Origin of the sequence: Enterococcus devriesei (assembly GCF_001885905.1) — a bacterium.
GTDB classification, from domain to species: Bacteria; Bacillota; Bacilli; order Lactobacillales; family Enterococcaceae; genus Enterococcus_A; species Enterococcus_A devriesei.
In genome coordinates, this window is sequence record NZ_JXKM01000016.1 from 18,016 (window position 1) to 41,262 (window position 23,247).

General features: G+C 40.2%; 23 protein-coding genes. 18 read left to right on the top strand and 5 right to left on the bottom strand.

What is annotated here, in order from left to right; translation table 11 throughout:
* The first annotated feature begins 41 nt into the window (after positions 1 to 41).
* Positions 42 to 938, top strand: a complete 897-nt coding sequence (gene murB / locus RV00_RS14655) for a UDP-N-acetylmuramate dehydrogenase (RefSeq protein ID WP_071863330.1) — start codon at positions 42 to 44, stop codon at positions 936 to 938.
* A gap of 45 nt (positions 939 to 983) precedes the next feature.
* On the opposite strand, the gene RV00_RS16170 is transcribed toward murB, so the two are convergent.
* From RV00_RS16170 to RV00_RS14670, 4 genes are all read right to left on the bottom strand, one after another.
* A complete protein-coding gene (locus RV00_RS16170) occupies positions 984 to 1,607 on the bottom strand; it encodes an ECF transporter S component (RefSeq protein ID WP_084133313.1) in 624 nt (207 codons plus the stop codon).
* A 3-nt stretch (positions 1,608 to 1,610) separates the two neighbouring features.
* Positions 1,611 to 2,153, bottom strand: a complete 543-nt coding sequence (gene coaC / locus RV00_RS16175) for a phosphopantothenoylcysteine decarboxylase (RefSeq protein WP_084133314.1) — start codon at positions 2,151 to 2,153, stop codon at positions 1,611 to 1,613.
* Complete coding sequence (locus RV00_RS14665; RefSeq protein ID WP_071863305.1) at positions 2,150 to 2,875, bottom strand: phosphopantothenate--cysteine ligase; 726 nt, start codon at positions 2,873 to 2,875, stop codon at positions 2,150 to 2,152. The genes coaC and RV00_RS14665 overlap by 4 nt, the downstream gene beginning before the upstream one ends.
* 89 nt (positions 2,876 to 2,964) lie before the next feature.
* Positions 2,965 to 3,951, bottom strand: a complete 987-nt coding sequence (locus RV00_RS14670; RefSeq protein ID WP_071863306.1) for a YhdH/YhfP family quinone oxidoreductase — start codon at positions 3,949 to 3,951, stop codon at positions 2,965 to 2,967.
* 343 nt (positions 3,952 to 4,294) lie between these two features.
* On the opposite strand from RV00_RS14670, the gene RV00_RS14675 reads away from it, so the two are divergent.
* The 8 genes from RV00_RS14675 (at position 4,295) to RV00_RS14710 (ending at position 14,286) form a co-directional block, all read left to right on the top strand.
* On the top strand, positions 4,295 to 4,837 hold the full coding sequence (locus RV00_RS14675) for a helix-turn-helix domain-containing protein (protein ID WP_071863307.1): 543 nt from the start codon (positions 4,295 to 4,297) through the stop codon (positions 4,835 to 4,837).
* A 17-nt stretch (positions 4,838 to 4,854) separates the two neighbouring features.
* Positions 4,855 to 5,943, top strand: a complete 1,089-nt coding sequence (locus RV00_RS14680) for an ABC transporter ATP-binding protein (RefSeq protein ID WP_071863308.1) — start codon at positions 4,855 to 4,857, stop codon at positions 5,941 to 5,943.
* A 15-nt stretch (positions 5,944 to 5,958) separates the two neighbouring features.
* Entirely contained in the window at positions 5,959 to 6,768 is an 810-nt protein-coding gene (locus RV00_RS14685; RefSeq protein ID WP_071863309.1) for an ABC transporter permease, read from the top strand.
* Complete coding sequence (locus tag RV00_RS14690; protein ID WP_071863310.1) at positions 6,765 to 7,610, top strand: ABC transporter permease; 846 nt, start codon at positions 6,765 to 6,767, stop codon at positions 7,608 to 7,610. Before RV00_RS14685 ends, RV00_RS14690 begins: the two co-directional genes overlap by 4 nt.
* Positions 7,607 to 8,677: an ABC transporter substrate-binding protein gene (locus RV00_RS14695; protein WP_071863311.1), complete on the top strand. Its 1,071-nt coding sequence runs from the start codon at positions 7,607 to 7,609 to the stop codon at positions 8,675 to 8,677. Before RV00_RS14690 ends, RV00_RS14695 begins: the two co-directional genes overlap by 4 nt.
* 373 nt (positions 8,678 to 9,050) lie before the next feature.
* On the top strand, positions 9,051 to 11,711 hold the full coding sequence (locus tag RV00_RS14700; RefSeq protein ID WP_071863312.1) for an HAD-IC family P-type ATPase: 2,661 nt from the start codon (positions 9,051 to 9,053) through the stop codon (positions 11,709 to 11,711).
* A gap of 224 nt (positions 11,712 to 11,935) precedes the next feature.
* The gene (locus tag RV00_RS14705) at positions 11,936 to 12,697 is read left to right on the top strand and encodes a DeoR/GlpR family DNA-binding transcription regulator (RefSeq protein WP_071863313.1); all 762 of its coding nucleotides are present in this window, start codon (positions 11,936 to 11,938) and stop codon (positions 12,695 to 12,697) included.
* Between the two features lie 206 nt (positions 12,698 to 12,903).
* Entirely contained in the window at positions 12,904 to 14,286 is a 1,383-nt protein-coding gene (locus tag RV00_RS14710; RefSeq protein WP_071863314.1) for a M24 family metallopeptidase, read from the top strand.
* 257 nt (positions 14,287 to 14,543) lie between these two features.
* On the opposite strand, the gene RV00_RS14715 is transcribed toward RV00_RS14710, so the two are convergent.
* Positions 14,544 to 15,395 (bottom strand): MurR/RpiR family transcriptional regulator, encoded by an 852-nt coding sequence (locus RV00_RS14715; protein WP_071863315.1) that lies wholly within the window; start codon positions 15,393 to 15,395, stop codon positions 14,544 to 14,546.
* 287 nt (positions 15,396 to 15,682) lie between these two features.
* Between RV00_RS14715 and RV00_RS14720 the strand changes: the two genes are divergently transcribed.
* From RV00_RS14720 to RV00_RS14760, 9 genes are read left to right on the top strand one after another with little or no spacing between them, the layout of a single operon-like run.
* Positions 15,683 to 16,681, top strand: a complete 999-nt coding sequence (locus RV00_RS14720; protein WP_071863316.1) for a D-isomer specific 2-hydroxyacid dehydrogenase family protein — start codon at positions 15,683 to 15,685, stop codon at positions 16,679 to 16,681.
* Between the two features lie 39 nt (positions 16,682 to 16,720).
* Positions 16,721 to 17,824, top strand: a complete 1,104-nt coding sequence (locus tag RV00_RS14725) for an iron-containing alcohol dehydrogenase family protein (protein WP_071863317.1) — start codon at positions 16,721 to 16,723, stop codon at positions 17,822 to 17,824.
* Between the two features lie 12 nt (positions 17,825 to 17,836).
* Complete coding sequence (locus RV00_RS14730) at positions 17,837 to 18,685, top strand: PTS mannose/fructose/sorbose/N-acetylgalactosamine transporter subunit IIC (RefSeq protein WP_071863318.1); 849 nt, start codon at positions 17,837 to 17,839, stop codon at positions 18,683 to 18,685.
* Between the two features lie 30 nt (positions 18,686 to 18,715).
* Entirely contained in the window at positions 18,716 to 19,588 is an 873-nt protein-coding gene (locus RV00_RS14735) for a PTS system mannose/fructose/sorbose family transporter subunit IID (protein ID WP_071863319.1), read from the top strand.
* A gap of 22 nt (positions 19,589 to 19,610) precedes the next feature.
* Positions 19,611 to 20,117 carry a PTS sugar transporter subunit IIB gene (locus RV00_RS14740; protein WP_071863320.1) on the top strand — a complete coding sequence of 169 codons (507 nt, stop codon included), beginning with the start codon at positions 19,611 to 19,613 and terminating at the stop codon, positions 20,115 to 20,117.
* 41 nt (positions 20,118 to 20,158) lie between these two features.
* Positions 20,159 to 21,031 (top strand): hypothetical protein, encoded by an 873-nt coding sequence (locus RV00_RS14745; protein WP_071863321.1) that lies wholly within the window; start codon positions 20,159 to 20,161, stop codon positions 21,029 to 21,031.
* An 18-nt stretch (positions 21,032 to 21,049) separates the two neighbouring features.
* Positions 21,050 to 21,496: a PTS sugar transporter subunit IIA gene (locus RV00_RS14750; protein ID WP_071863322.1), complete on the top strand. Its 447-nt coding sequence runs from the start codon at positions 21,050 to 21,052 to the stop codon at positions 21,494 to 21,496.
* Positions 21,497 to 21,516: 20 nt separating this feature from the next.
* Positions 21,517 to 22,590: a mannonate dehydratase gene (uxuA, locus tag RV00_RS14755; RefSeq protein ID WP_071863323.1), complete on the top strand. Its 1,074-nt coding sequence runs from the start codon at positions 21,517 to 21,519 to the stop codon at positions 22,588 to 22,590.
* Between the two features lie 9 nt (positions 22,591 to 22,599).
* Positions 22,600 to 23,232 (top strand): bifunctional 4-hydroxy-2-oxoglutarate aldolase/2-dehydro-3-deoxy-phosphogluconate aldolase, encoded by a 633-nt coding sequence (locus RV00_RS14760; RefSeq protein WP_071863324.1) that lies wholly within the window; start codon positions 22,600 to 22,602, stop codon positions 23,230 to 23,232.
* The last annotated feature ends 15 nt before the right edge of the window (positions 23,233 to 23,247 follow it).

The window sequence follows — 23,247 nt, forward strand, 5'->3', positions numbered from 1 at the left end:
TTATCCGTATCGAAGGAGAAGGGCTTATCAAAGTGAAAACAATGGAATTAACGAAGGCTTTACCTAATTTGAAAATCCTTTTGGATGAACCTTTAATGAATTATACCTTTACAAAAACCGGCGGTCCCGTGGACGCTCTAGCATTTCCCAAAGACAATGATGATGTAAAGGCATTAGTGGATTATTGTCGTGAACAGGCTATTCCGTGGATTGTGTTAGGCAATGCCAGCAATTTGATCGTCAGAGATGGCGGTATTCGTGGTGTAGTGATCATGCTAACAGAAATGACCACGATTCGGGTCGAAGAGAATGTAATTACGGCGCAAGCCGGAGCGAAATTAATCGATACCACTTATGTGGCGTTGGATCATTCCTTGACCGGCTTCGAATTTGCCTGTGGGATTCCTGGAAGTATCGGCGGTGCGGTCTTTATGAACGCCGGCGCGTATGACGGACAACTGCAAGATGTTTTTGAGTCAGCGGATATTTTATTAGCCGATGGCACCATCGAAACATGGAGCAACAGTGATATGCATTTTGCTTATCGTCACTCAACGGTCCAAGAACAACCAGCTATCGTTTTAACCGCTCGTTTTAAATTAATGGCTGGCGACACGGTTCAAATCGAAAAACGGATGAAAGAGCTGACTGAATTGCGTCAGTTGAAGCAGCCCTTGGAATATCCATCATGCGGCAGTGTCTTCAAACGGCCAGTGGGTCATTTCACTGGAAAATTAATTCAAGATGCGGACTTGCAAGGCTTAGTTTGGGGCGGCGCGCAAATTTCTGAGAAACACGCGGGCTTCATTGTCAATATCAACAATGCGACAGCGACCGATTATATTGAATTAATTGCTCATATCCAAAAAACGATCAAAGAAAAATTTGATGTAACTTTAGAAACCGAAGTCCGGATCATTGGCGAAGAGCCTAAATAAAAAATGCTTGCTAGAAAGCTGAAACAACTTCTAGCAAGCATTTTTTTATTTTTTCATTAAACGTAATAATACGGCACAGACTCCCATCGTTGCGATGCCGGCGACGATGGCTTCAACCAAGCCGCTGCCGAAAATAATGCCTAAGATGACACCGTAGACGGCGTTGGCAGTTACTTGTAATACGTCGGCATAGCTGTCTTTAAAGAAAAAGAAAATCAAGTTCATGACTAAGATCGTGTTTGTCATAGACCCCGCTAAGCCAGCGATGAATAGACTAACGGGTCGGGCCTTTTCTTTCATGAAATGATGCAATCCTTTATAAACAAAGTAAGGAATGACTCCAATCAAAATTCGAGGAATAATAGCGACGATAACAGCCCGCCAGTCGCCGTGATTCGTCAATGGATTGGCGATAAAAGGCGAAAAGACAAAGGACATCGGTGTGATTACAACCGTGGCACGAGCCAAGCTGATTACGCCGAAGACGGCACCTAGTCCAGCGCCAATCCGTGGACCTAAAATAATCGAGGCGATGATCACCGGAATGTGCATGGTGGTAGCGTTGATTGGCCCGATGGGAATAAAACCTAAAGGGGTCACCGCTAAAATAATCATGATGGCTAAAAACATGGCAGTCAAAGTAAAGCTTTTAACATTTTGGTCTTTCATTAGTTACTCCTTTAATGTCGTATTTACAGCATGAATAATATCTGAAACGTTCGCTAACGCACCGCGGCCGTAATCTCCGCAAGCCAGCAGGGCTTCTCGCGGTTCGATTTCTTGGTAACCAACTTCTTTCAAGGTCGTTAAGTTGCGTTGGACGATCGGGTTTTGATACATATACGTATTCATTGCCGGCGCGATGATTTTGGGTGTTTCAGGCAACAGGGCTAAAGCAACGGTCGACAATAGATCATCAGCGATACCATTAGCCAGTTTTCCAACGGTGTTGGCAGAAGCCGGAGCAACTAAAAACAAATCGGCCGTTTTGGCTAAAGCGATATGGTTGATCAAGGCCGCATCTGGTTCTTCCATCACATCAAGATGAACCCGCCGATGGGAGAGGGATTGAATCGTTAAAGGAGTAATAAATTCAGTACTGCTTTTGGTCATGATCACATCTACTTTATACCCCATTTTAGTTAACTGGTTAGTGATGTCAGCTGCTTTATAAGCAGAGATACTACCGCTGACGCCTAATAAAATAGTTTTCATTTCTTTTCCTCCAACTCCAAGACTTCTTTTTTGATTAATTCAGCGATCTCCGTTTTGGTATGGGCCTCTTTGACTTTTTGCTGCTGGTTGATTAGATAACCGTGATGTTTTTCACCGTAAATTTCTGTTAAGTCATTGGCTAAAATAAAATCAGCATGATTTTTTTCGAGACTTTTTTTCGCTACATTCAATAATTCGATCATCGGTACATCTACCAACAACTTAAAGCCAACTAAGATCGTGTCCGGCTGTAATTGTTTGATCAATGAAATGATTTTAGGATTCTTCTTCAAAACGATCACTAAATGATCAGTGTCAGAAGAAATTTTTTTCTCAGTCCGCTGCGCTTCAAGCTTGGCCAGTTCTGCTGGCAAATCGCTTGGCTGCTTGGCGAAGGCTGTTTCTAAATCTTCCAGCGTGACGGAGCTTTCTGGTGTAAAATCACTGACTGCCATACTATGGATAACTGCGTCATAATTATTTTCGGACATTAACGCTTTTAACATTCGTTCTAAATCTGCGGTTGTTTCAATATAGTGAGGATGGATGTTCTCATCTTCGACTTTGACCGCCTGCCGGGTTGTGATCAGATCGATCGTTGCACCGTCAGCAGCGAAGGTTTTGGCGATTGCTTTACCTAGTTTGCCGCTGGAATGATTCGTGATGGCTCGTACATCGTCGATTTTTTCAGATGTTCCCCCGGAAGTAATGAGAATTCTCATACTTGATTTCCTCCTAGTTTATATAGTTCCTAATAAAGAATTCACTTCTTTTAAACATATAACTCGTCTAACTTTTCAATCAACGCTGACTAAACTTCTAAATCAACAATGGTTCGACCGACATGTTTGCCAGCTAATAAGGCATCCGCGATAGCGGGAACTTGTTCTAACGTGATTTCTTGAACGGCTATGCCTGCTGGTAAAGTCCATTCATCAGCCATTTTTTGCCAAAGCTTTTGTCGTTGGCTCATGGAAGCTTCCACTGAGTCGATGCCTAATAAATTAACACCTCGCAAAATAAAAGGCAAGACCGTTGTCGTTAACTTGATTCCACCGGCATTTCCACATAAAGCTAAGCTGCCACCATAATTAACGAAAGGTAAAACTTTGGCTAATGTGTCACCCCCGACCGTATCTACGACAAAATCAGTGAGCTGTTTATTTAACGGACGATTTTTTTCTGGAAATAATTCGGCTGGCGAGACAATAGAGGTCGCCCCCAATTTGGTCAAATAATCTTTTTGATCTTCTTTGCGACTTAAAGCGATGATTTCTTTGCAGCCGATTTGTTTTAGAAAGTGAATGGCAAAGCTGCCAACACCACCGGTTGCCCCAGTGACAAGGACACGACTATCCGCAGTCAATCCATGCTTCTGCAAAGCATCCACGGCAAGAGCAGCGGTGAAGCCGGCGGTTCCAAAGGTCATTACTTGTTTTTCATCCAGACCTGCAGGGATTTTCACACACCAGGCAGCTGGCACGACTTGCAGCTGACTTAAACCGCCATCTTGTTTCGCACCTAAGCCATAGCCGGTAACTAAAACGGAATCACCTGGTTGAAGATTGGGGTCATTTGAAGTCAAAATTTTCCCGGCAAGATCGATCCCCGGTGTCATCGGATAATCACGGAGCACGCCTGTATTGGCTTTTGTTGCTAGGGCATCCTTATAATTGATGCCAGAATAGCGAACAGCAATTAAAACTTCGCCTTCATCAATTTCAGGTTTCGCAAAGGTTTCTATTTCAGTGTGAACGGTCTCATCATTTAACACTCGTAAACGGCGGTATTCAGCCATACTATCCCTCCTAAAATTAAAAAACAATTCAATCAGTCATCATAAAATGTGGGGAATTCAAAAGTTAGGAATCCTCAACTATTAATAGTACTACGTTTTTCAAGGTCGAATTATCGCTAATGATTTAAAAAAACAGCAGACAATTCGGTTACTATATATCTTAGCGGAAATGAAAGAAAAAGCAAACTTCTTTTCTTCCTAATTTTCCATGAAAAGCGCAAAAGAAAAATCTTTCAAAATGCTTGATTTTTAGATAAAACTTCGTATACTAGAAAAGGTGCTATTAAACAATAAGTTTACTAATAGAAAACTTATTTTATAAAAACAATCAGAGGTGACGGCCATGGAGATCGGCGAGAAGCTGCGTAATTTACGAATTCAAAAAAATTTAACACAAGAAGAGTTAGGCGAACGAACAGATCTATCCAAGGGATACATCTCTCAATTAGAACGTGACCTAAGCTCTCCTTCAATGGAGACTTTTTTTGATATTTTAGAAGTTTTAGGCATCACTCCTGCAGAATTTTTCAAGCAAAAAACGGGTGAACGAAAAATCGTTTATAAAGATGAGGACACAACTTTTTACAGTGATGAAGAACACGGCTATCATATTAAGTGGTTGATTCCTGAATCTAATGAAAAAGAGATGGAGCCGATTTTATTAACCTTAGATAAAAAAGGCCAGTATAAACAATTTACTCCATCACTCTCTGAAACGTTTATTTATGTCTTGGAAGGAAAAGTCGCTTTGCAATTTGGCGAAACTTTGTATCAAGCAGAAAAAGGGGAAAGTATTTATTATGAGGCCAGCAAACCCCACCGGCTGCAAAACCAAGCGGCGGGGATCAGTAAAGTGTTGATCGTCGCAACAGAATCCTATTTATAGAAGAAGGACGTGAAGTCATGGCAAACACAATTATTTCTTTTAAAGATGTCGTCAAACAATACGACGAAGATGATCCGGTATTGAAAAAAATAAATTTTGATATTGAGGAAGGGCGTTTTTATACGTTATTAGGACCTTCAGGCTGTGGGAAAACAACGATTTTAAGAATCATTGCCGGTTTCACAGATGTTAGTGAGGGCGATATTTTTTTTGAGGGGAAACGGATGAATGATATCCCTGCGAATAAACGCCAAGTCAATACCGTCTTTCAAGACTATGCCTTGTTTCCTCATATGAATGTTTTTGATAATGTCGCTTTCGGATTGAAAATCAAAAAAATGTCTAAAAAGGATATCGAGAAAAAAGTTTTAGAAGCCTTGAAGCTAGTTCAATTACCTGGCTATGAAAATCGCGAGATCACCGAAATGTCTGGTGGTCAGCGGCAACGGGTGGCAATTGCCCGTGCCATTGTCAATGAACCAAAAATTTTATTATTAGATGAACCCTTGTCTGCGTTAGATTTAAAACTACGGACAGATATGCAATATGAATTACGAGCACTTCAAAAACGTTTGGGGATTACGTTTATTTTCGTGACCCACGACCAAGAAGAAGCTTTAGCGATGAGTGATGAAATCTTTGTAATGAATAAAGGTAAGATCGTGCAAAGTGGGACACCCGTCGATATTTATGATGAACCGATCAATCATTTTGTGGCGGATTTTGTTGGCGAAAGTAATATCGTTGCCGGTGAGATGGTTGAAGATAATCTAGTGAAGTTTGTCGGTAAGACGTTTGAATGTGTCGATGGCGGGATGCGTCCCAATGAACCGGTCGAAGTGGTTTTACGTCCGGAAGATTTAAGCTTAACGACACCTGAACACGGCAAACTAGTTGTGACTGTTGATACGCAATTGTTCCGTGGCGTGCATTATGAAATGAACTGTATTGATGCGGATGGCAACGAGTGGATGGTGCATTCGACTAAAAAAGCCAAAAAAGGCAGCAAGGTCGGCTTGTACTTTGAACCAGAAGATATCCACGTCATGCGTTTCAATGAAAGTGAAGAAGATTTCGAAGCGCGTTTAGACAGCTATGAGGATTAGAAAGGGGAGTATTTAATGAAAAATATGCGTCGTTTTTACTCTATCCCTTATTTTTTCTGGCTGCTATTTTTTGTTATCGCGCCGGTGATTTTGATTGTTTATCAATCTTTCTTTGATATGAATGGTCATTTTACTCTAGCCAATTACCATACGTATCTAACTTCTAAAACCTATTTGATGATGACGGTCAATTCGGTACTGTTTGCTTTCTTGATTACCTTGATGACACTTTTGATTAGTTATCCCACGGCTTATTTTTTAGCAAAATTAAAGCATCGGCAATTATTATTGCTATTAGTCGTTTTACCAACGTGGATCAATTTACTATTGAAAGCCTATGCCTTTATCGGAATCTTTAGTGCCAATGGATCAGTCAATGATTTTTTAAGCTTCATTGGGATCGGACAAAAGCAGCTTTTGTTCACCGACTTTAGTTTTATGTTTGTCGCGGCTTACATCGAGCTGCCGTTTATGATCATGCCGATTTTTAACGCATTAGAAGAAATCAATCCTTCGTTGATTAGCGCCAGTCGTGATCTTGGAGCGAATAATGTTGATACGTTTCGTCGCGTGATCTTTCCGCTGTCATTGAACGGAGTAAAAAGTGGCGTACAGGCTGTCTTCATCCCGTCGCTTTCTTTATTCATGTTGACTCGTTTAATCGGTGGGAATCGAGTGATTACATTAGGGACAGCGATTGAGGAGCATTTCTTAGTGACTCAAGACTGGGGAATGGGTTCAACGATTGGTGTGATCTTGATTGTCGCGATGTTCATCGTGATGATGCTGACAGGTGAGAAAAGAAAAGGAGGCCGGGTAAAATGAGAAGAAGCAAGTTTTCTTGGTCAACTATTTATTTGATTTTTGTGTTTGTCTTATTGTATATTCCGATTTTCTATTTGATTTTTTATTCCTTTAATCAAGGTGGAAATATGAGTTCCTTCACCGGCTTCACCTGGGAACACTATCAGAATTTGTTTTCAGATCGTCGTTTAATTAGTATCGTCGTGCAAACATTTGTCTTAGCTTTTTTATCAGCTTTACTAGCGACTGTGATTGGAACTTTTGGCGCGATGGGGATTTATTATACGAGAAAACGCAATTCACGGAATGTGTTATTAGGATTAAATAATATTTTAATGGTGTCGCCAGACGTTATTATCGGTGCCAGCTTTTTGATTTTGTTCACCATGCTAGGAAGCGTCTTGAAAAACTTCCAGCTGGGCTTTGTCAGTGTCTTGCTGTCCCATGTCGCCTTTAGTATTCCGATCGTCGTGTTGATGGTCTTACCGAAGCTAAAGGAAATGAATGATTCAATGATCGATGCGGCACGAGATTTAGGGGCTAATAATTTTCAAGTGTTAAGCAATATCATCTTGCCCTTTTTAACACCGGGAATCATTGCAGGTTATTTCATGGCCTTTACTTATTCACTTGATGATTTTGCTGTGACCTTCTTTGTGACCGGGAATGGCTTCACAACACTATCCGTGGAAATCTATTCGCGGGCACGACAAGGAATCAGCTTAGAAATCAACGCCTTATCGACCCTTGTGTTTATTTTCTCTTTATTATTAGTCGTGGGCTATTACTTTATCAGTCGCGATACGTCGAAAAAGGCACGAAAACGAAAACGAGAATTTGAGGAGGTGGCGGTACTTAAATGAGAAAGCTGCAGTCCTTTATTATTGGTGTCGTCGCCATCATTTTATTGTTGACCTTCGTCGTGGTGCGTTTGAATCATTCGTCTAACGCGGGTTCTAAAGTGTTGAACATCTATAATTGGGGCGATTACATCGATCCCGATTTGATCAAGCAATTTGAAAAAGAATACGGCTATAAAGTCAATTACGAAACCTTTGACTCAAATGAAGCGATGGAAGCTAAGATCAAGCAAGGCGGGACCGACTATGACATCGCGATCCCCAGTGAATACATGATCCAAAAAATGAAAAAAGAAAAATTATTGCTGCCATTGGATCACACAAAGATTCACGGCTTAGAAAATATTGATCCGCGTTTTCTAAATTTGGATTTTGACCAGAACAATCAATACTCGATTCCCTATTTCTGGGGCACATTAGGAATCGTTTATAATGATAAGTTTGTTTCCGGTGACAAGATCAAACATTGGGAAGACCTGTGGCGGCCTGAATTAAAAAATAATATTATGCTGATTGATGGTGCGCGGGAAGTGATGGGGCTATCTTTGACCACACTAGGTTATTCTATTAATAGTAAAAAGATGCCTCAATTAAATCAAGCTATCAACAAATTAAGCAGCTTAACTCCCAATGTCAAAGCGATTGTCGCTGATGAAATTAAGATGTATATGGCAAACGAAGAAAGTGCGGTAGCGGTGACCTTCTCCGGCGAAGCGGCCGATATGATGTCAGAAAATAAGCACTTGCACTATGTGATCCCACCGGAAGGTTCTAACCTCTGGTTTGATAATATCGTGATCCCTAAGACTTCGAAGAATCAAACGGGGGCATACGACTTTATTAACTTTATGCTAAAACCAGAAAACGCCAAACAAAATGCTGAATACATCGGCTATTCGACCCCAAATAAAAAAGCTTTGGCAATGCTGCCGAAAAGTATCTCTGGTGACAAACAATTCTATCCTGACGATCAAACGATCAGTCATCTAGAAGTCTATAAAGATTTAGGACCGAAGTATTTGGGGATTTATAATGATTTGTATTTGGAATTTAAGATGTATCGGAAGTAATGGTAAATTGAGTGTTGGTTTAAAAAGATTAGGGTGAAAACTAATCTGTCTGATTTTTGATCTACTAGCATATTGAGCTTAACAAAATAAATTTTCTAACATCAAAAGGACCTCGAGTAAATGAGGTCCTTTTTTATGTTAAGTTTTTTTAGCATTTTTATTAAAGAAACTCTAGTTATTTGACTTGTAAACACCTGTTTGCTATTTTTGACTTAACAAGTAATGGAGGTGAGTGGCGCATGGACCCTGACGCCGGTGAGACGTCGTTATTAAAGCAGAAGATTCCTTATTTTCAAAGAGAATAGCTTATTTTGGTGCGTTGTATACACAAGGTGCTTTTTTAGCGTAGGTAAAAATAAGGAGAAGAGAACGAATGCAGGAAGATCATTATCAGAGTATCGAACAATTGAGGGAAGATTATCCAAACAAAGATTTCGAGCAAGGGCTGACTAACAGCGAAGCCCAGAGACGTTTAGCAGAAAATGGTCCAAATAAGTTAGAAACCAAAAAAGTTTCAAAGTGGCGGCTGTTTATCCGACAATTTCACAATATGATTATCTACATTTTGCTAGTTGCGGCGCTATTGACCATTTTAATGGGGCATTATTCAGATGCGATAATTATTGGACTGGTGGTAGTGATCAATGCGTTGATCGGTTATTACCAAGAAGCCAATGCTTCAGATGCCTTAGAAAAAATTAGAGAGATGTTGGCTGTTGAAGCGACTGTTTATCGTGAGGGGCAGCGAATAGATATTCCTACAGAGGACTTAGTTGTCGGAGATGTTGTTTTCTTAGAAGCTGGGGATAAAGTACCTGCTGATTTGCGTATCGTTGACAGTGATAATTTACGAATTCAAGAAGCTTCTTTGACTGGTGAAGCAGATTCCATTGAAAAGATAGCAGAGGATTTACCGGAAAAGGCTGTTCCTTTGGCTGAACAGATTAACCGAAGTTTTGCTTCTACTTCCGTTACTAATGGGAGCGGAGTAGGAGTTGTGACAGCTACCGCCGAACAGACTCAAATCGGACAAATCTCCGCGGAAGTTGTTCAAGTAAAAAAACGAAAGTCGCCTTTAATGCAGCAAATCGACGGCTTAGGGAAAGGCGTTTCCTATGTTGTGATTGGAGCTGCTGTTCTCTTATTTGGCTTAGGCCTTTTGCTTGAGACCTATTCCTTGTCTGTCCTATCATTAGCAATCGTAACGATGATTGTCGGCTCGATACCGGAAGGGCTACCCGCTACGACTTCTGTTATTTTAGCCATGGGTGTCAGCGATATGGCGAAGAACAAACACACGATCGTCAAATCACTGCCAGCAGTCGAGACATTGGGATCAGTCGATGTGATCGCTACAGACAAGACCGGGACATTAACTAAAAATGAAATGACTGTAAAGGATATTTTTCTAGCAGATCACCATTATGAAGTTAGTGGAAATGGGTATGAACCACGAGGCGAAATTTTAGAAAAGGGCCAGGAGATTGCGGGCTCTGAAAAGCTTGAATTATTTTTGGAAGCAGGTTTTCAGGCGAATGACACGCTATTAACCAAGGAAGATGGCCGTTGGGGAATCAATGGTGAGCCGACTGACGGATCATTCTTGACTTTGTACCGTAAATATTATGGTGAGGAACATGAATCACCATACGAAGAAGTTGATATGCTGCCCTTTGATTCAGACTATCGCTATATGGCGAAACTGGTTAAGGATGCAACAGGCAAACAATTGATCTTTATTAAAGGATCTCCGGATAAGTTATTTCCGATGGCTAAAGTTGCAGAAAAGAAATGGACGCAAACGGTAAGAAAATTATCGGCAGCTGGCAAACGTGTAGTAGCAGTAGGCTACAAGGAGGTTTCCAGTGAACTAACAGAAATTAGCCATGAAATTCTATTTGAGGGAATCGAGCTGGTTGGCTTAGCTGGAATTATTGATCCACCACGTGAAGAAGTAATTGAATCGCTGAAAGACATGCGTAAAGCAGGAGTCGAAGTAAAAATGATCACAGGAGATCATCCGCTGACTGCCAAAACAATCGGAGAAAAGCTTAGTTTGGCACCAGAAATTCGTGTCATCACTGGTCAAGAATGGGATCAGCTGTCTCAAAGTGAAAAGAAGAAAGCAGCTATCTCCCATCAAGTGTTCGCTCGGACGACGCCTAGAAACAAGCTTGAAATTATCGAGGCTCTTCAGGCTAATGATAAAGTCACTGCTATGACTGGTGATGGGGTCAATGATGCACCTGCTTTGAAGCGGGCGGATATCGGTGTGGCTATGGGGATTGAAGGAACCGATGTAGCCAAAGACTCTGCCGACATGATCTTAACGAACGATCATTTTGCAACGATGTCCATCGCCATTCGTGAAGGCCGTCGAATCTATGACAATATTAAAAAGAGTATCCTTTTTTTACTACCGACCTCCTTTGCGGAAGGATTGATTATTGCCTTTACAATTCTGATGCAGCAAGATATGCCATTACAGGCGACACAGCTTTTATGGATCAATATGGTTTCGGCTATCACGATTCAATTCGCTTTTATCTTTGAGCCGGCGGAAGAAAAGATTATGGAACAAGCGCCGCAAAAGACAGGTAGTCGTTTGATGAACAAACATGATATTTTTCAAATGGCATATGTGTCGATTCTTATAGCGTTAATTAGTTTGATTGCACATGATTGGTTGTTGAATCAAGGCTTAGACAAAACCACTGCAAGTACAATGATGGTGAATATTATCGTTATTAGTAAAATTTTCTATTTGTTTAATATTCGAACGACTAAATTCGCATTATCAAAAGAATTTTTCAGTAATAAACCAGCTTTTTTGATCATTGGTATAATGGTCATGCTGCAACTATTGTTAACTTACGTGCCGTTTATGCAGCAAGCGTTTCATACCGAGTCAATGAGTTTTATTGAATGGGGAATTACTATTTTAGCCGGGATGTTGATTCTATTAATTACAGAAATAGATAAATGGATTCGCAGTAAACAGCGAAAAACTCAAATGAAAGAACGCTATAGTTAACTAAAAGACTGTACGAGTTAAACTCGTGCAGTCTTTTTGCAATGTCTTTCAAGCAGGTTCAAAAAAAGCGATGTATAGATCCTATAATGAAGTAAATAAAGTATTAAAAAAATACTGATTGCTTGAAATTTAGTTTCTTCTGAATGAATCACTTAAAAAGATTACATGAGCGGCTGACCGTGTTAAAATAAATTTTAGTGTAAAGCGTTGAGGAGGAACCTACGTTGAATCAAAGACAACGGCAAGAATGGATCGCCGAAAAAGTAAAAATAAAAGGCAGCATCACCAGCGCTGAAATCGCTGAAGAGTTTGGCATCTCTAAAATGACAGTGGGCAGAGACTTCAAGGAATTAGAAGCCCGTGGGGTGGTTCAACTTTTTCATGGCGGAGCGATGTATAAGGATTCCAATATTTTGGAGTATCCGATCTCTGTCAAGTCGGATTTATTCGTCAACGAAAAAAAACGGATCGGTCAAAGGGCTGCGGAAGAAATTAGTGATGGCAGTTCGGTCTTTTTGGAGACAGGCACGACGGTTCTTCATGTTGCGTTAGAACTCACGCAGAAGATTGGCTGTAATTATTACACCAATTCGTTACTAGTCATGAATCATCTTTCAAAGGTTGAAAATTTAAGTTTGCATTCAGTTCCAGGCAAATACAGAGAATTATCCGGCGGTTTTTTAGGAATGGAAACACAAAATTATATGAATCATTTATCGTTTGATTATTGCGTTATCGGTGCAGAAGCCGTGGATTCCAATGGTCGAGTGAGTTTGCATAGTGAAGAGGATGCCTTTACGAAACAAGCGGTGATGGCAAGAAGCAAAAAGAAAATTTTGGTTTTCGACCGAAGTAAAATTGACCATGATTATTTATATGGTATTGGTTCCATTTATGATTTTGATATAGTGATCACGGATTATTTAGAGATCTTTGATTTTCTTGCAAACGATCATGAGTCGGAAGGAAATATTTTAGTAGTCTAACCGATTAATCTTTTGTTATTAGAAATAATCGCTGGCAGTCAAAACATTATCCAAGAAGTGCTGGATAATGTTTTTTTAATTTAAACTCTGGACAGTTGTTAAAAAAAGTTACTAAATGTTGGTATTCGTGTTACTATGTGTTAAAAGATAGTTTACTGTTAGAAAGTACAGATATTGTTGAAGAACTATGTAAAAGGAGAGAAATTATGCGAATAATTACCAAGAAAATTGTGCAGCCAGAATTTACAAAGAATGTCGTTCCTGTTGAGTTATCAGATGAAACGATGGCTAAACGAAAAAAGGCTTTACTCGTGGCGATGGAGGAAAAGGAAATTGATACGGTAGTGATTTATGGGGATCGAGAACATGGATCGAACTTCGAATACTTCACTGGATTTATCTCACGGTTTGAAGAAGCTCTTTTAGTTATTCATCAAAATGGGCAGGCCTTTTTATTACTGGGTAATGAAAATACAAAGATGGTACAACATGCTAGATTGGAAACCCAATTGATTCATGTTCCATTCTTTTCTCTACCCAATCAGCCAATGGAGGATGATGCTCCTTTCAAAGATTATTTGACAGAAGCTGGAATTGAGAAAGGACAAAAGGTAGCAGTGATTGGCTGGAAAAATTTCACCTCAGCCGTTGAAGAGAATTATAAATTATTTGATTTGCCTTATTTTATCGTTGATAGCTTAAAGCAGGTGATTAATGATGAAGCAGGGTTAATTAATGGTGCTGATTTATTGATTGGAGCGAATAATGGAATTCGTACGATTAATAACGCGAATGAGATTGCTCATTACGAATATGGCGCAACGTTAGCGGGTAGGGGCATCTTAAATACGATGAATAGCGTTGAGCTGGGAAAAACCGAATTAGAATTGGCAGGTAACTTGGCACAATTTGGTCAGCCGAATACAATCACAACCATTTGCGCGACTGGTACTCGTTTTACGAATGCGACGTTGTATCCAAGGAATAAACAAGTTGAGTTGGGAGAGACTTTTTCGACTTCTGTCGGTTATAAAGGCGGACTATCAAGTCGTGCGGCGTATGTTGCCGAAAGTAAGTCAGACTTGCCGGAGGCCGTGTCGGATTATGAAGAGAAGGTAGCGAAACCGTACTATTCTGCTTTTTGTACGTGGCTAGAAAAAATTCATATTGGAATGGCAGCCGGGAAACTTTATGAAGAGATTGAAACGGCCTTGCCTCAAGCCGACTATCATTGGGAATTGAATCCAGGTCATTTTGTCGCGGATGAAGAATGGATGTCATCACCGTTTTCAGAAAATGGCAACGCTGAAATCAAAAGCGGACAGCTCTTTCAAATTGATATTATACCGAGAGTAGCGGGCTACGGTGGGGCCAGCTGTGAGGATGGCGTGGCGATTGCCGATAGTGAATTGCGTTATGCGTTAGAAACTGAGTATCCAGAAGTCTGGGAGCGAATGGTTCGCAGACGAACGTATTTAAAACAGGTGCTGGGTATCAAGCTTAGAGAAGAAATTCTACCGTTAAATGATGTCTTGGCGTACTATCGACCTTATTTATTGGATCGTGAAACGGCCTTTTGCAAAGAATAATTTTTAATGAAGGACAAGCCAGCGCGTATTAGCGATTGCGATACCATAGTTTTATAAAAAGATTCCTGATGGATTACTAAACGAAGTAATCCATCAGGAATTTTTTCTATTTCCTTATGAATGTTAAAAAAATAGAAATGATCTTTTTAGTTGCTTAGTCGGTTGACACAATGAAAGCAGGTAAACTTAAGCTATGAAGAAAGTTATGAAAAAAATACCTCTAAATAGTATTTTCAACTAATTCGGAGGTGAGGGTTTTATTTTTCCTTTATTTCTAAGATGACGCTTCGGACTTTAGCGATTGTATCTTGAGCCTGTTCGCGATTATTAAACATCAGTATGACGAAAAGTGAATCAATAATACTTAATTGCGCGATTCGCGAGGCAAGTGCTTCAGAGCGAAATTCAATTTCTTCCGAGATCGAGATAAAAACGACATCCCCTAATTTTGCTAATGGTGAATTTGCTTGACTAGTTACTACGATTATTTTAGCTCCGGCTTTCTTAGCTGCTTCCGCGATGTGGATCGTCTCTTTGGACTTTCCCGAATGGGAGATCAAAATCGCGCAATCTGCTTGTGTTAGCAAAGAGGCTTCCATCAACTGAATATGATAGTCCGTACTGTGTCCTACCGGAATAGGAGAGCGTAAAAACTTATGATAGGCATCTGTAGCGACAATCTCAGAGCCGCCGACACCAAAAAAATAAAGTCTTCTAGATTCGGAGATCAGCTTGATCGCTTTATTTAAATCCGCTTCCTTTAAAAGTTTCCTCGTATCCGTTAATGTTTTCATATTTGAATCAAAAACTTTTTCAGCCATCACTAAAACAGAATCGTCTTTTTGAACATTCTCGTGGATCGTAACGGCAGACAAATCATTCTCCTGTTTCAATAAAGCCAACTTAAAATCTTTGAACCCACTATATCCTAGCGTTTTAGTAAATTGAAAAAAAGTTGAATCGGCAATTCCTAGCTCGGTGGAGAGATCGCTGATTGAACTGTGAGCAACTTTGTCTGGATTTTCTAATATGTAGGTGGCAATGGCCTGCTCTTTAGGACTGAAGTCCTCATACAGCGACTTAATCTGTAAATTAATCGGGCTAGACATTTCTACAACTCCTTTGCAAAGTAAGTGATACCCATAAGATACTAGGTAATCAAAAATAAATCAACAAAAATATTTTTTATTTTTTCTATTTACAAAAAAATATTTTTTTGTATAATAAAGACAGATAGTTGAATGCGTTATCAGAAATCGGTTTCCTGAAATGTTTTGTCAGTTTTTAGGATTTTGAAGAAAGGAATGACTCTAAAAGAAGAAAACAGCGTAGTTGTAACGTAGAAGAAAATTCGTTGCGTATGGATGGGTAAGGAAGTTTAAAAGGAGTTTATAAAATGGAAAAATACAAAATTGCGATTGTGAATTCAAGTAGTTTCGGCAAAATTTTTCATGATCAGTTGGATCGACTAAAGCAAATTGGTGAGGTGAATTCATTTACAGTTGATGGGGAGATCGGCGGAAAGGAATTAGCCGAGCTGTTGCAAGGCTACAATATCGTTATTGCAAGTGTCACACCATTTTTCACGAAGGAATTTTTTGATCATAAGGATGAACTTATTTTAATTACTAGACATGGTATCGGCTATAACAATATTGATATTGAGGCAGCACAAGCACATGATACCCTAGTTTCGATTATCCCAGCTTTAGTAGAACGAGACGCAGTAGCAGAAAATAATATTACCAATTTATTAGCCCTTTTAAGGAAAACAGTTGAAGCTGATTTGAGTGTGAAGAATGACAACTGGGAGGACCGAGCAAATTTTGTTGGCCGAACATTGTTCAATAAAACCGTTGGTGTCATTGGCGTGGGAAATACCGGAAGCTGCGTGGTAGAAACATTGCGTAATGGGTTCCGCTGTAATGTATTAGCTTATGATCCGTATAAGTCAGCGTTACACATTGAAAGCTATGGCGCGAAAAAAGTCGATCTACCTCAGCTATTAAAAGAAGCGGACATCATTTGTCTATGCGCCAGCTTGAACGATGAAAATTATCACATGATCTCAACAGAAGAAATCGACCAAATGAAAGACAATGTCTACATTTCTAACAGTGCACGAGGTGCCTTAATCAATGAAGCAGCGGCTGTCAAAGGATTGGAATCAGGAAAAATCGCGGGACTTGCGACGGATGTCTTGGAAGAAGAGCCAGGCCGGCGAGATCATCCGTATTTAACTTTCACCAATGTCGTAATGACACCGCATACTTCGGCATATACAATGGAATGCTTACAAGAAATGGGCGCTAAATGTCTGCGAGATGTTGAGGATGTCGTTACTGGAAAAATTCCTGAGCGAGCAGTTCAGCCATATAGCAAATCTTTCAGTTAAGAAAGAGTAAGTTTTAGGATTTGTGAAAGGGGGAAAGCAATGTTAACAGATTTAAAGGTCAAAGTTGGCCCACAATTTTATCGCTATCATGTTGGCGCAATCGAATTTGTACCAGATGTTTTGAAAGAGTTCTCAGCTAAAAACATTTTAGTCGTTCATGGCCAGATTTCCTTTGAAAAAGCAAAGCCGTATCTAAGTTTCCTTGATGCTTCTGAGTACCATTTTCACTTTCTACAATACACTGGAGAGTGCAGCTACTATGGAGCGGAGCGAATTGTTGATTATGTTGAGGAACAGCAGATTGATTTTATCATTGGGGTCGGTGGAGGAAAGCTGACGGACCTAGTGGGCTATGCGGCGCATCGATTAGATACCAATTTTGGTGTGATTCCAACGCTAGCGAGTAACTGTGCGCCGTGGACGCCACTTTCAGTAATGTATAAAGAGACTGGTGAATCAGAAGGCAAGACCGAGCACTTTTTACGGCAAGCAGCTTTTCTAATCACAGACCCGGAGCTGGTTGTAGATGCACCGGTAGAATATTTTGTCGCTGGGCTCGCGGATACGTTAGCTAAATGGTATGAATCGGATGCAATCTTACAGCAAGATCATTTGCGTTGCGAACCCTTTTTACAAGTAGCGACTTATACGACAGTATTGTGTAAGGAAGCAATTCTAAATGATTCAGCCAAGGCCATTAGTGATATGAAAGCGAGGCTTGCGACTGAAGAATTTATTCATTTATCAGAAATCGTTTTTGCAGTTGCTGGATTAGTTGGTGGGTTAGGCGATAAATACGCTAGAAATGCGATCGCCCATGCGATGCACGATGGCATGAGTAAATATCTTCCCGCTAGTCATAACTATTTACATGGTGAAAAAGTGGCCTATGGTATTTTTTATCAACTAGCAGTTGAAGAAAAATGGGAACAGATCGAGGCGCTTTTGCCTTTTTATCGGGAACTGAATTTGCCAATGTCATTGCAGCAAATGGAGTTATTTCCCACTGACGAGGCAGTCATCGATCAGATCGTAGAATTTGTGGATTCGAAAGAGAAGGTACATTTATTACCCATTCCGATTACGAAGAATTTATTGAAGGAATCAATGTTTAATTTAGAAAAATATATAAGTACACATTAGAAGGAGGAAATTATGGATACTTTGAGTGTAACGCAGAGTCTGTTGATTGCTTTATGGGTCGCTGCAGTAATGTCACGCTGGCTAGGAGGAGGAGCTACCTTAACCTTGCGCTTTTCACCATTAATGACCGGCTTAGTTGTCGGGATTGTAATGGGAGATGTTGCTCAAGCGATGATCGTTACGGCAGCTTTGCAAATGATTTATATGGGGGTCTTCTCACCAGGTGGTTCAATGCCGGCGGAACCGTCAATTGCGGCGGCGATCGCAGTACCAGTTGCCTTGTTAGGAAATTTAAAACCCGAAGCCGCGATCGCGGTTGCTGTTCCAGTTGGTTTGTTAGGAAGCTATTTGTATCAGTTCCGTTTCTTCATTAATACTTTCTTAGGGAAGTACACCGATAAAGCGGTGGAAGATTTGAATGCAAAAGCAATGAAACGTTCGATTATTTTATACCCAACGTTGGCATCATTTGTTTTATTTGTACCGTTAGTGTTCATTGCCCTATTTTTAGGCGCACCAATTATCGCCGATGTTATTAACGCTTTGGAAGGTACTGTAGTGATTCATATTCTAGAGGTTGTCGGTGGCGGATTAGCCGCGATCGGGATCGCAACAACTGTATATGTTATTGGTCGGAAAGATTATATGGTCTTTTTCTTCCTTGCGTATTTCATGAGTGTGGTATTGAAATCACTAGAAATCACGATGGTTACGTACGCGATCTTTGGCATCTTGATTGCCTTGATCTTCGTTCAATCACAAAAGGGCGGCAAAGGAACGCCACCGGCTGCTGAAGCTGCTGGAGATGGTTCAAGTACTTCTTTTGACGATGACGACGATGATTACGATGACGGGTTCTAATTAGGAAGCCATTTATAGGAGGGAAAGATAATGACGGAAGAAGTTTCGACGAATCAAGTATCAAATAATAATCTAGCACCGGAAGAGATTACTAGTAAAGACGTAACCAAAGCATATCTTAGATGGCATTTCGCCAATGAGATTCCTCATTCTTTTGAACGCTATTTAGCACCGTCGCTACTTTATGCGATGATGCCGATCTTGAAAAAATTATATAAAAATGATGATGATTTAAAAGCAGCCTATAAGCGTCAACTGCTATTCTTTAATACTCAGCTAAGTTGGGGTGGTGGTGTTATCACCGGGTTGATGTCATCAATGGAACAACAACGGGCAGAAGAAGAGTATCAGAAAAAAGAAATCTTGATGCAAGATGATTTGATGTACAACACAAAAGCGGGTTTGATGGGAGCGTTAGCCGGGATTGGTGATGCCATCGACTCAGGAACGGTTCAATATATCTTTATTGCGATCGCTGTTCCATGGGCACAACAAGGAAGTCCACTGGGTGCCTTGTTCCCATTTGTCTGCTTTGCGATTTACCAAGCAGCTTTAGGAGTCTTCTTTGCGAGACAGTCCTTTACAATGGGACGTAATGCAACGGGTCTGATGCAAAGTACTGGCGTTCAAACTGCAATCGAAGCATTGTCAGTTCTCGGGTTATTCATGATGGGAATTTTAGCCGGCAATTATGTCAAAGTAGAATCAACCTTGAAGTTCGCAATCTCCGGCCGAAAATTCGTTATTCAAGAAATCCTTGATCAGATCGTTCCAGGAATTTTACCTTTAGCGGTCGTGATGGGTGTCTATTGGTTCTACACGAAAAAAGGATTGAAGGTTACGCAAGCCTTGCTTTGGCTAACCTTGATTTTAATTATCTTAGCCGGAGTTGGAATTTTATAAAAATTAGAAGGAAGTGTTTAAAATGGGCGTAATTAATTTAGCTCGAGTAGACGAGCGTTTGATTCATGGACAAGTAATGGTGACTCTTTCACAAAAAAGTGGTGTAAATTCAATCTTCGTAGTAGATGAAGTAGTCGCAAAAGACAAATTTATGCGTGAATTATACAAGAATGCAGGTGGCCGGACAGGTCAAAAAACCATTGTGATCACACCGGAAAAAGCGAAGTTCTATTGGGATGAATTCAACTTTAAAGAATACAACTGCATCCTAATCACCAAGACGGTTGGCGTCATCTATGATTTAGTGAAGCATGGTGTGCCGATGAAGGAATTAAACATCGGCGGAATCGCGCAAAAAGATCCTGAAAAAGATTTACTGGTAACCAAATCAGTTTATCTTAACAAAGAGGATGCGGAAAAATTAAAAGATATGAATGAAAATTATGGTGTAGAGGATATTTATTTCCAAGCAACACCATCCGCACCAAAATCAAGTTTAAAAGATGTCTTGAAACAATTTGGGCTTTAAGATCAATTAAAACGAACCGATAAAAACAGGAGGAGAAATCGATGGAGCAGACAGAGGCATTTAAAGATTGGTTGTTTCGTTACCAATATATCTATCGCTTGCGGCGTACCGAAAAAAGTAAAAAAAGATTTCTAACAGCGCTAGTGACAGACATTGCAAAATTACGTGAAGATATTCGCGTAGTCGAATACAACCAGCAAAAGAAATACGCGGCAAGAAACGTCTATGTAGGAAATCTTAAAAAGGCCAATCGCGTCATTTGTACGAGCTACGACACACCTCCAGAAAGCATCGGTTCGTATCATTTATTTGACCGGAAAGACCAGGCGAAGAAAACGACCACTTTCATCTTACTGAGTACACTGGCGGCAATCGCTATAGGTGCTCTAGGGACATTGATCTATATGCGTATTTCTCCAGATTCTTTTCAATTTAATTCTTTGAGTACCCTTTTAATAGTGGCGATTTATGCCGGTTATTTTGCTCTATTTGGGAAAATAACGAAAGGATTATCTACTCGAAAAACACTGGTGCGGAATACATCATCGATTTTAGCGATGTTAAAAATGATTGCGGAAAATGATCAAGAAACGGTTGCCTATGCCTTTTTAGATGAAGGCAGTTATGGGAATGCGGGACTTGAAGAATTGCAAAGCCAAGTCAAAGACAGCTGCAAGATTTATTATTTGGACAGTGTGGGCGCTTCGGCACCGCTGCATTTAGTGGGCAAGTTCCCAAATACCAAAATTGATCATGAAAAAGTAACGTATCATGCGTCAAATCAAAAAGTCAGCTATCTTTTCAGTGCGCGAATCGACCAGGAGGATCAGTCTTTTTATCTCGCAAAAGCTGATTTAAAAGAGAAAAAAATCAATATGGAAAATATTTCTCTGGTAGCGGATTTGCTGCAATAAAAAATTAGGAGGGCCGCTATGTTAGGAATCGTAATTGCAACACATGGAAAATTAAGTGATGGCTTGAAAGATGCTGCAGAAGTCATCATAGGAGAAACCAATAATATCGTAACCGTCAATCTAAATGCAGGAGACGATGTTCAAGCTTTAGGTGGAAAGATCGAAAACGCGATTAATGAAGTAAATCAAGACGCTGGCGTGATCGTTTTGACGGACTTAGTCAGTGCAAGTCCCTATAATCAAGCGGTTTTAATTACCAATGGGTTAGACAGCGAAGTGCAAGAAAAAGTGTATGTCATCGGCGGTGTGAATTTGCCAATGTTGTTAGAAACGATCAATCACCAAATTTTGAGCACACCGGTGGAAGAAATCGCGGAAGCAGTCGTTACTCAAGGGACGGACAGCCTAAGTAGCTGGCATATTTCAGAGGTTGCTGAAGGTGAAGACGATGAGGATGATTTTTAAACAAACAGGAGGCTGGATAAATGAAGTGGGGCTTTAGATGGTATGGAGAGCAAGGTGACTCCATTACAGCAAACGATATCCGACAAATTCCCGGAATCAATGGGATTGTTGGTACGTTATTAAACAAACTTCCAGGCGACGTCTGGGAAGTTGCAGAGATCCAGGAATTAAAGGATTCGATCGAAAAAGAAAAAATCGAATTACTAGGGATCGAAAGTGTCGCAATTCATGATGCAATCAAAGCAGGTACCTCAGAACGCGATCACTACATTGATAATTATATTCAAACCATCCGCAATTTAGCGGCGTGTGATGTTCATTTAATTTGCTACAGCTTTAAACCAATTTTTGGTTGGGCCAAAACAACGTTGAATTATGAAAATGAAGATGGTAGTTTGGCGCTATTGTACGATCAAGCCGTGGTAGACAATATGGAACCAGGAGATATGTACAAGTTAATCAGCAGCCAATCAAAAGGTTTCCAGCTTTCTGGTTGGGAAGAGGAGCGTCTGAACAAATTTAATTCATTAGTTGAGATGTATGAAGGTGTCACCGAAGATGTTTTATTTGAAAACTTGAAGTACTTTTTGGAAAGAATCATTCCGGTTTGTGAAGAAACAGATGTCAAAATGGGGATTCATCCGGATGATCCACCTTGGGAAATTTTTGGCTTCCCACGAATTACAAAGAATCTTTCAGACTTAAAACGAATCACTAGTATGGTGGACTCTCCTTACAATGGGATCACACTTTGTACAGGTGCCTTAGGAGCTGATCCTAATAATGATATGGTGAAGATTATTCATGAAGTAGGTGACCGAATCAATTTCGTTCATTTCCGTAATGTAGAATTTTTAGGTGAACGTAAATTTAAAGAGACGGCGCATTTGTCAACGGAAGGTTCTTTAGATATGTACGCAATTATGGAAGCCTTGATCGAGGTTGGCTTTGATGGAGTGATTCGTCCAGATCACGGTCGTACACTGTGGGGAGAAGTCGCAAGACCAGGTTACGGATTGTATGACCGCGCGATGGGGATCACTTATATGCAAGGCCTACACGAAGCGATCACTAAAGCGAATGCTAGAAAGTGAGAGAATAAAATGTCACAAAATGTTTATCAAACACTAGAAGAAGTGAAATTATTACCTCTTTATACTGCCACCGATTTAAGCTATTTACCCAAAGTTGAGGAAATTTTAGTAGAAAATCACGTTCCCTTGATTGAGGTGACGTTTCGTAGCAAATTAGCCGGTGAAGCCATCAAACAATTGTCTGCTTCCGGCAAATTATTAGTAGGAGCGGGAACGGTTCGAACATTGGAAGAGGTAAAAATTGCCATTGAAAATGGTGCAACTTTTATTGTTTCTCCAGCTGTAGTACCTGAAGTAATCGAGTATTGTTTAGAGCAAGAAATCCCAATTTTTCCCGGAACAGCAACACCAACAGATATTCAGCAGGCCGCAAGTTATGGAATAAAAACAGTTAAGTTTTTTCCGGCAGATATTTATGGCGGTTTGAAAGCAATCAATGCGTTAAGCGGACCTTTCTATGATATAAAATTTTTACCAACCGGTGGGATCAATGAAGAAAATTTTCTAGAATACATTGAAAATCCAAATGTTGTGGGCATTGGCGGTTCCTTCATTTTGTCTGAAAAAGTGATTATGGAAGATAACGGCGTCAAAATGAATCAGATCCTCCAATCCTTAGTAGAAAAAATCAATAAGTTATAATACACAAAGAAGTCC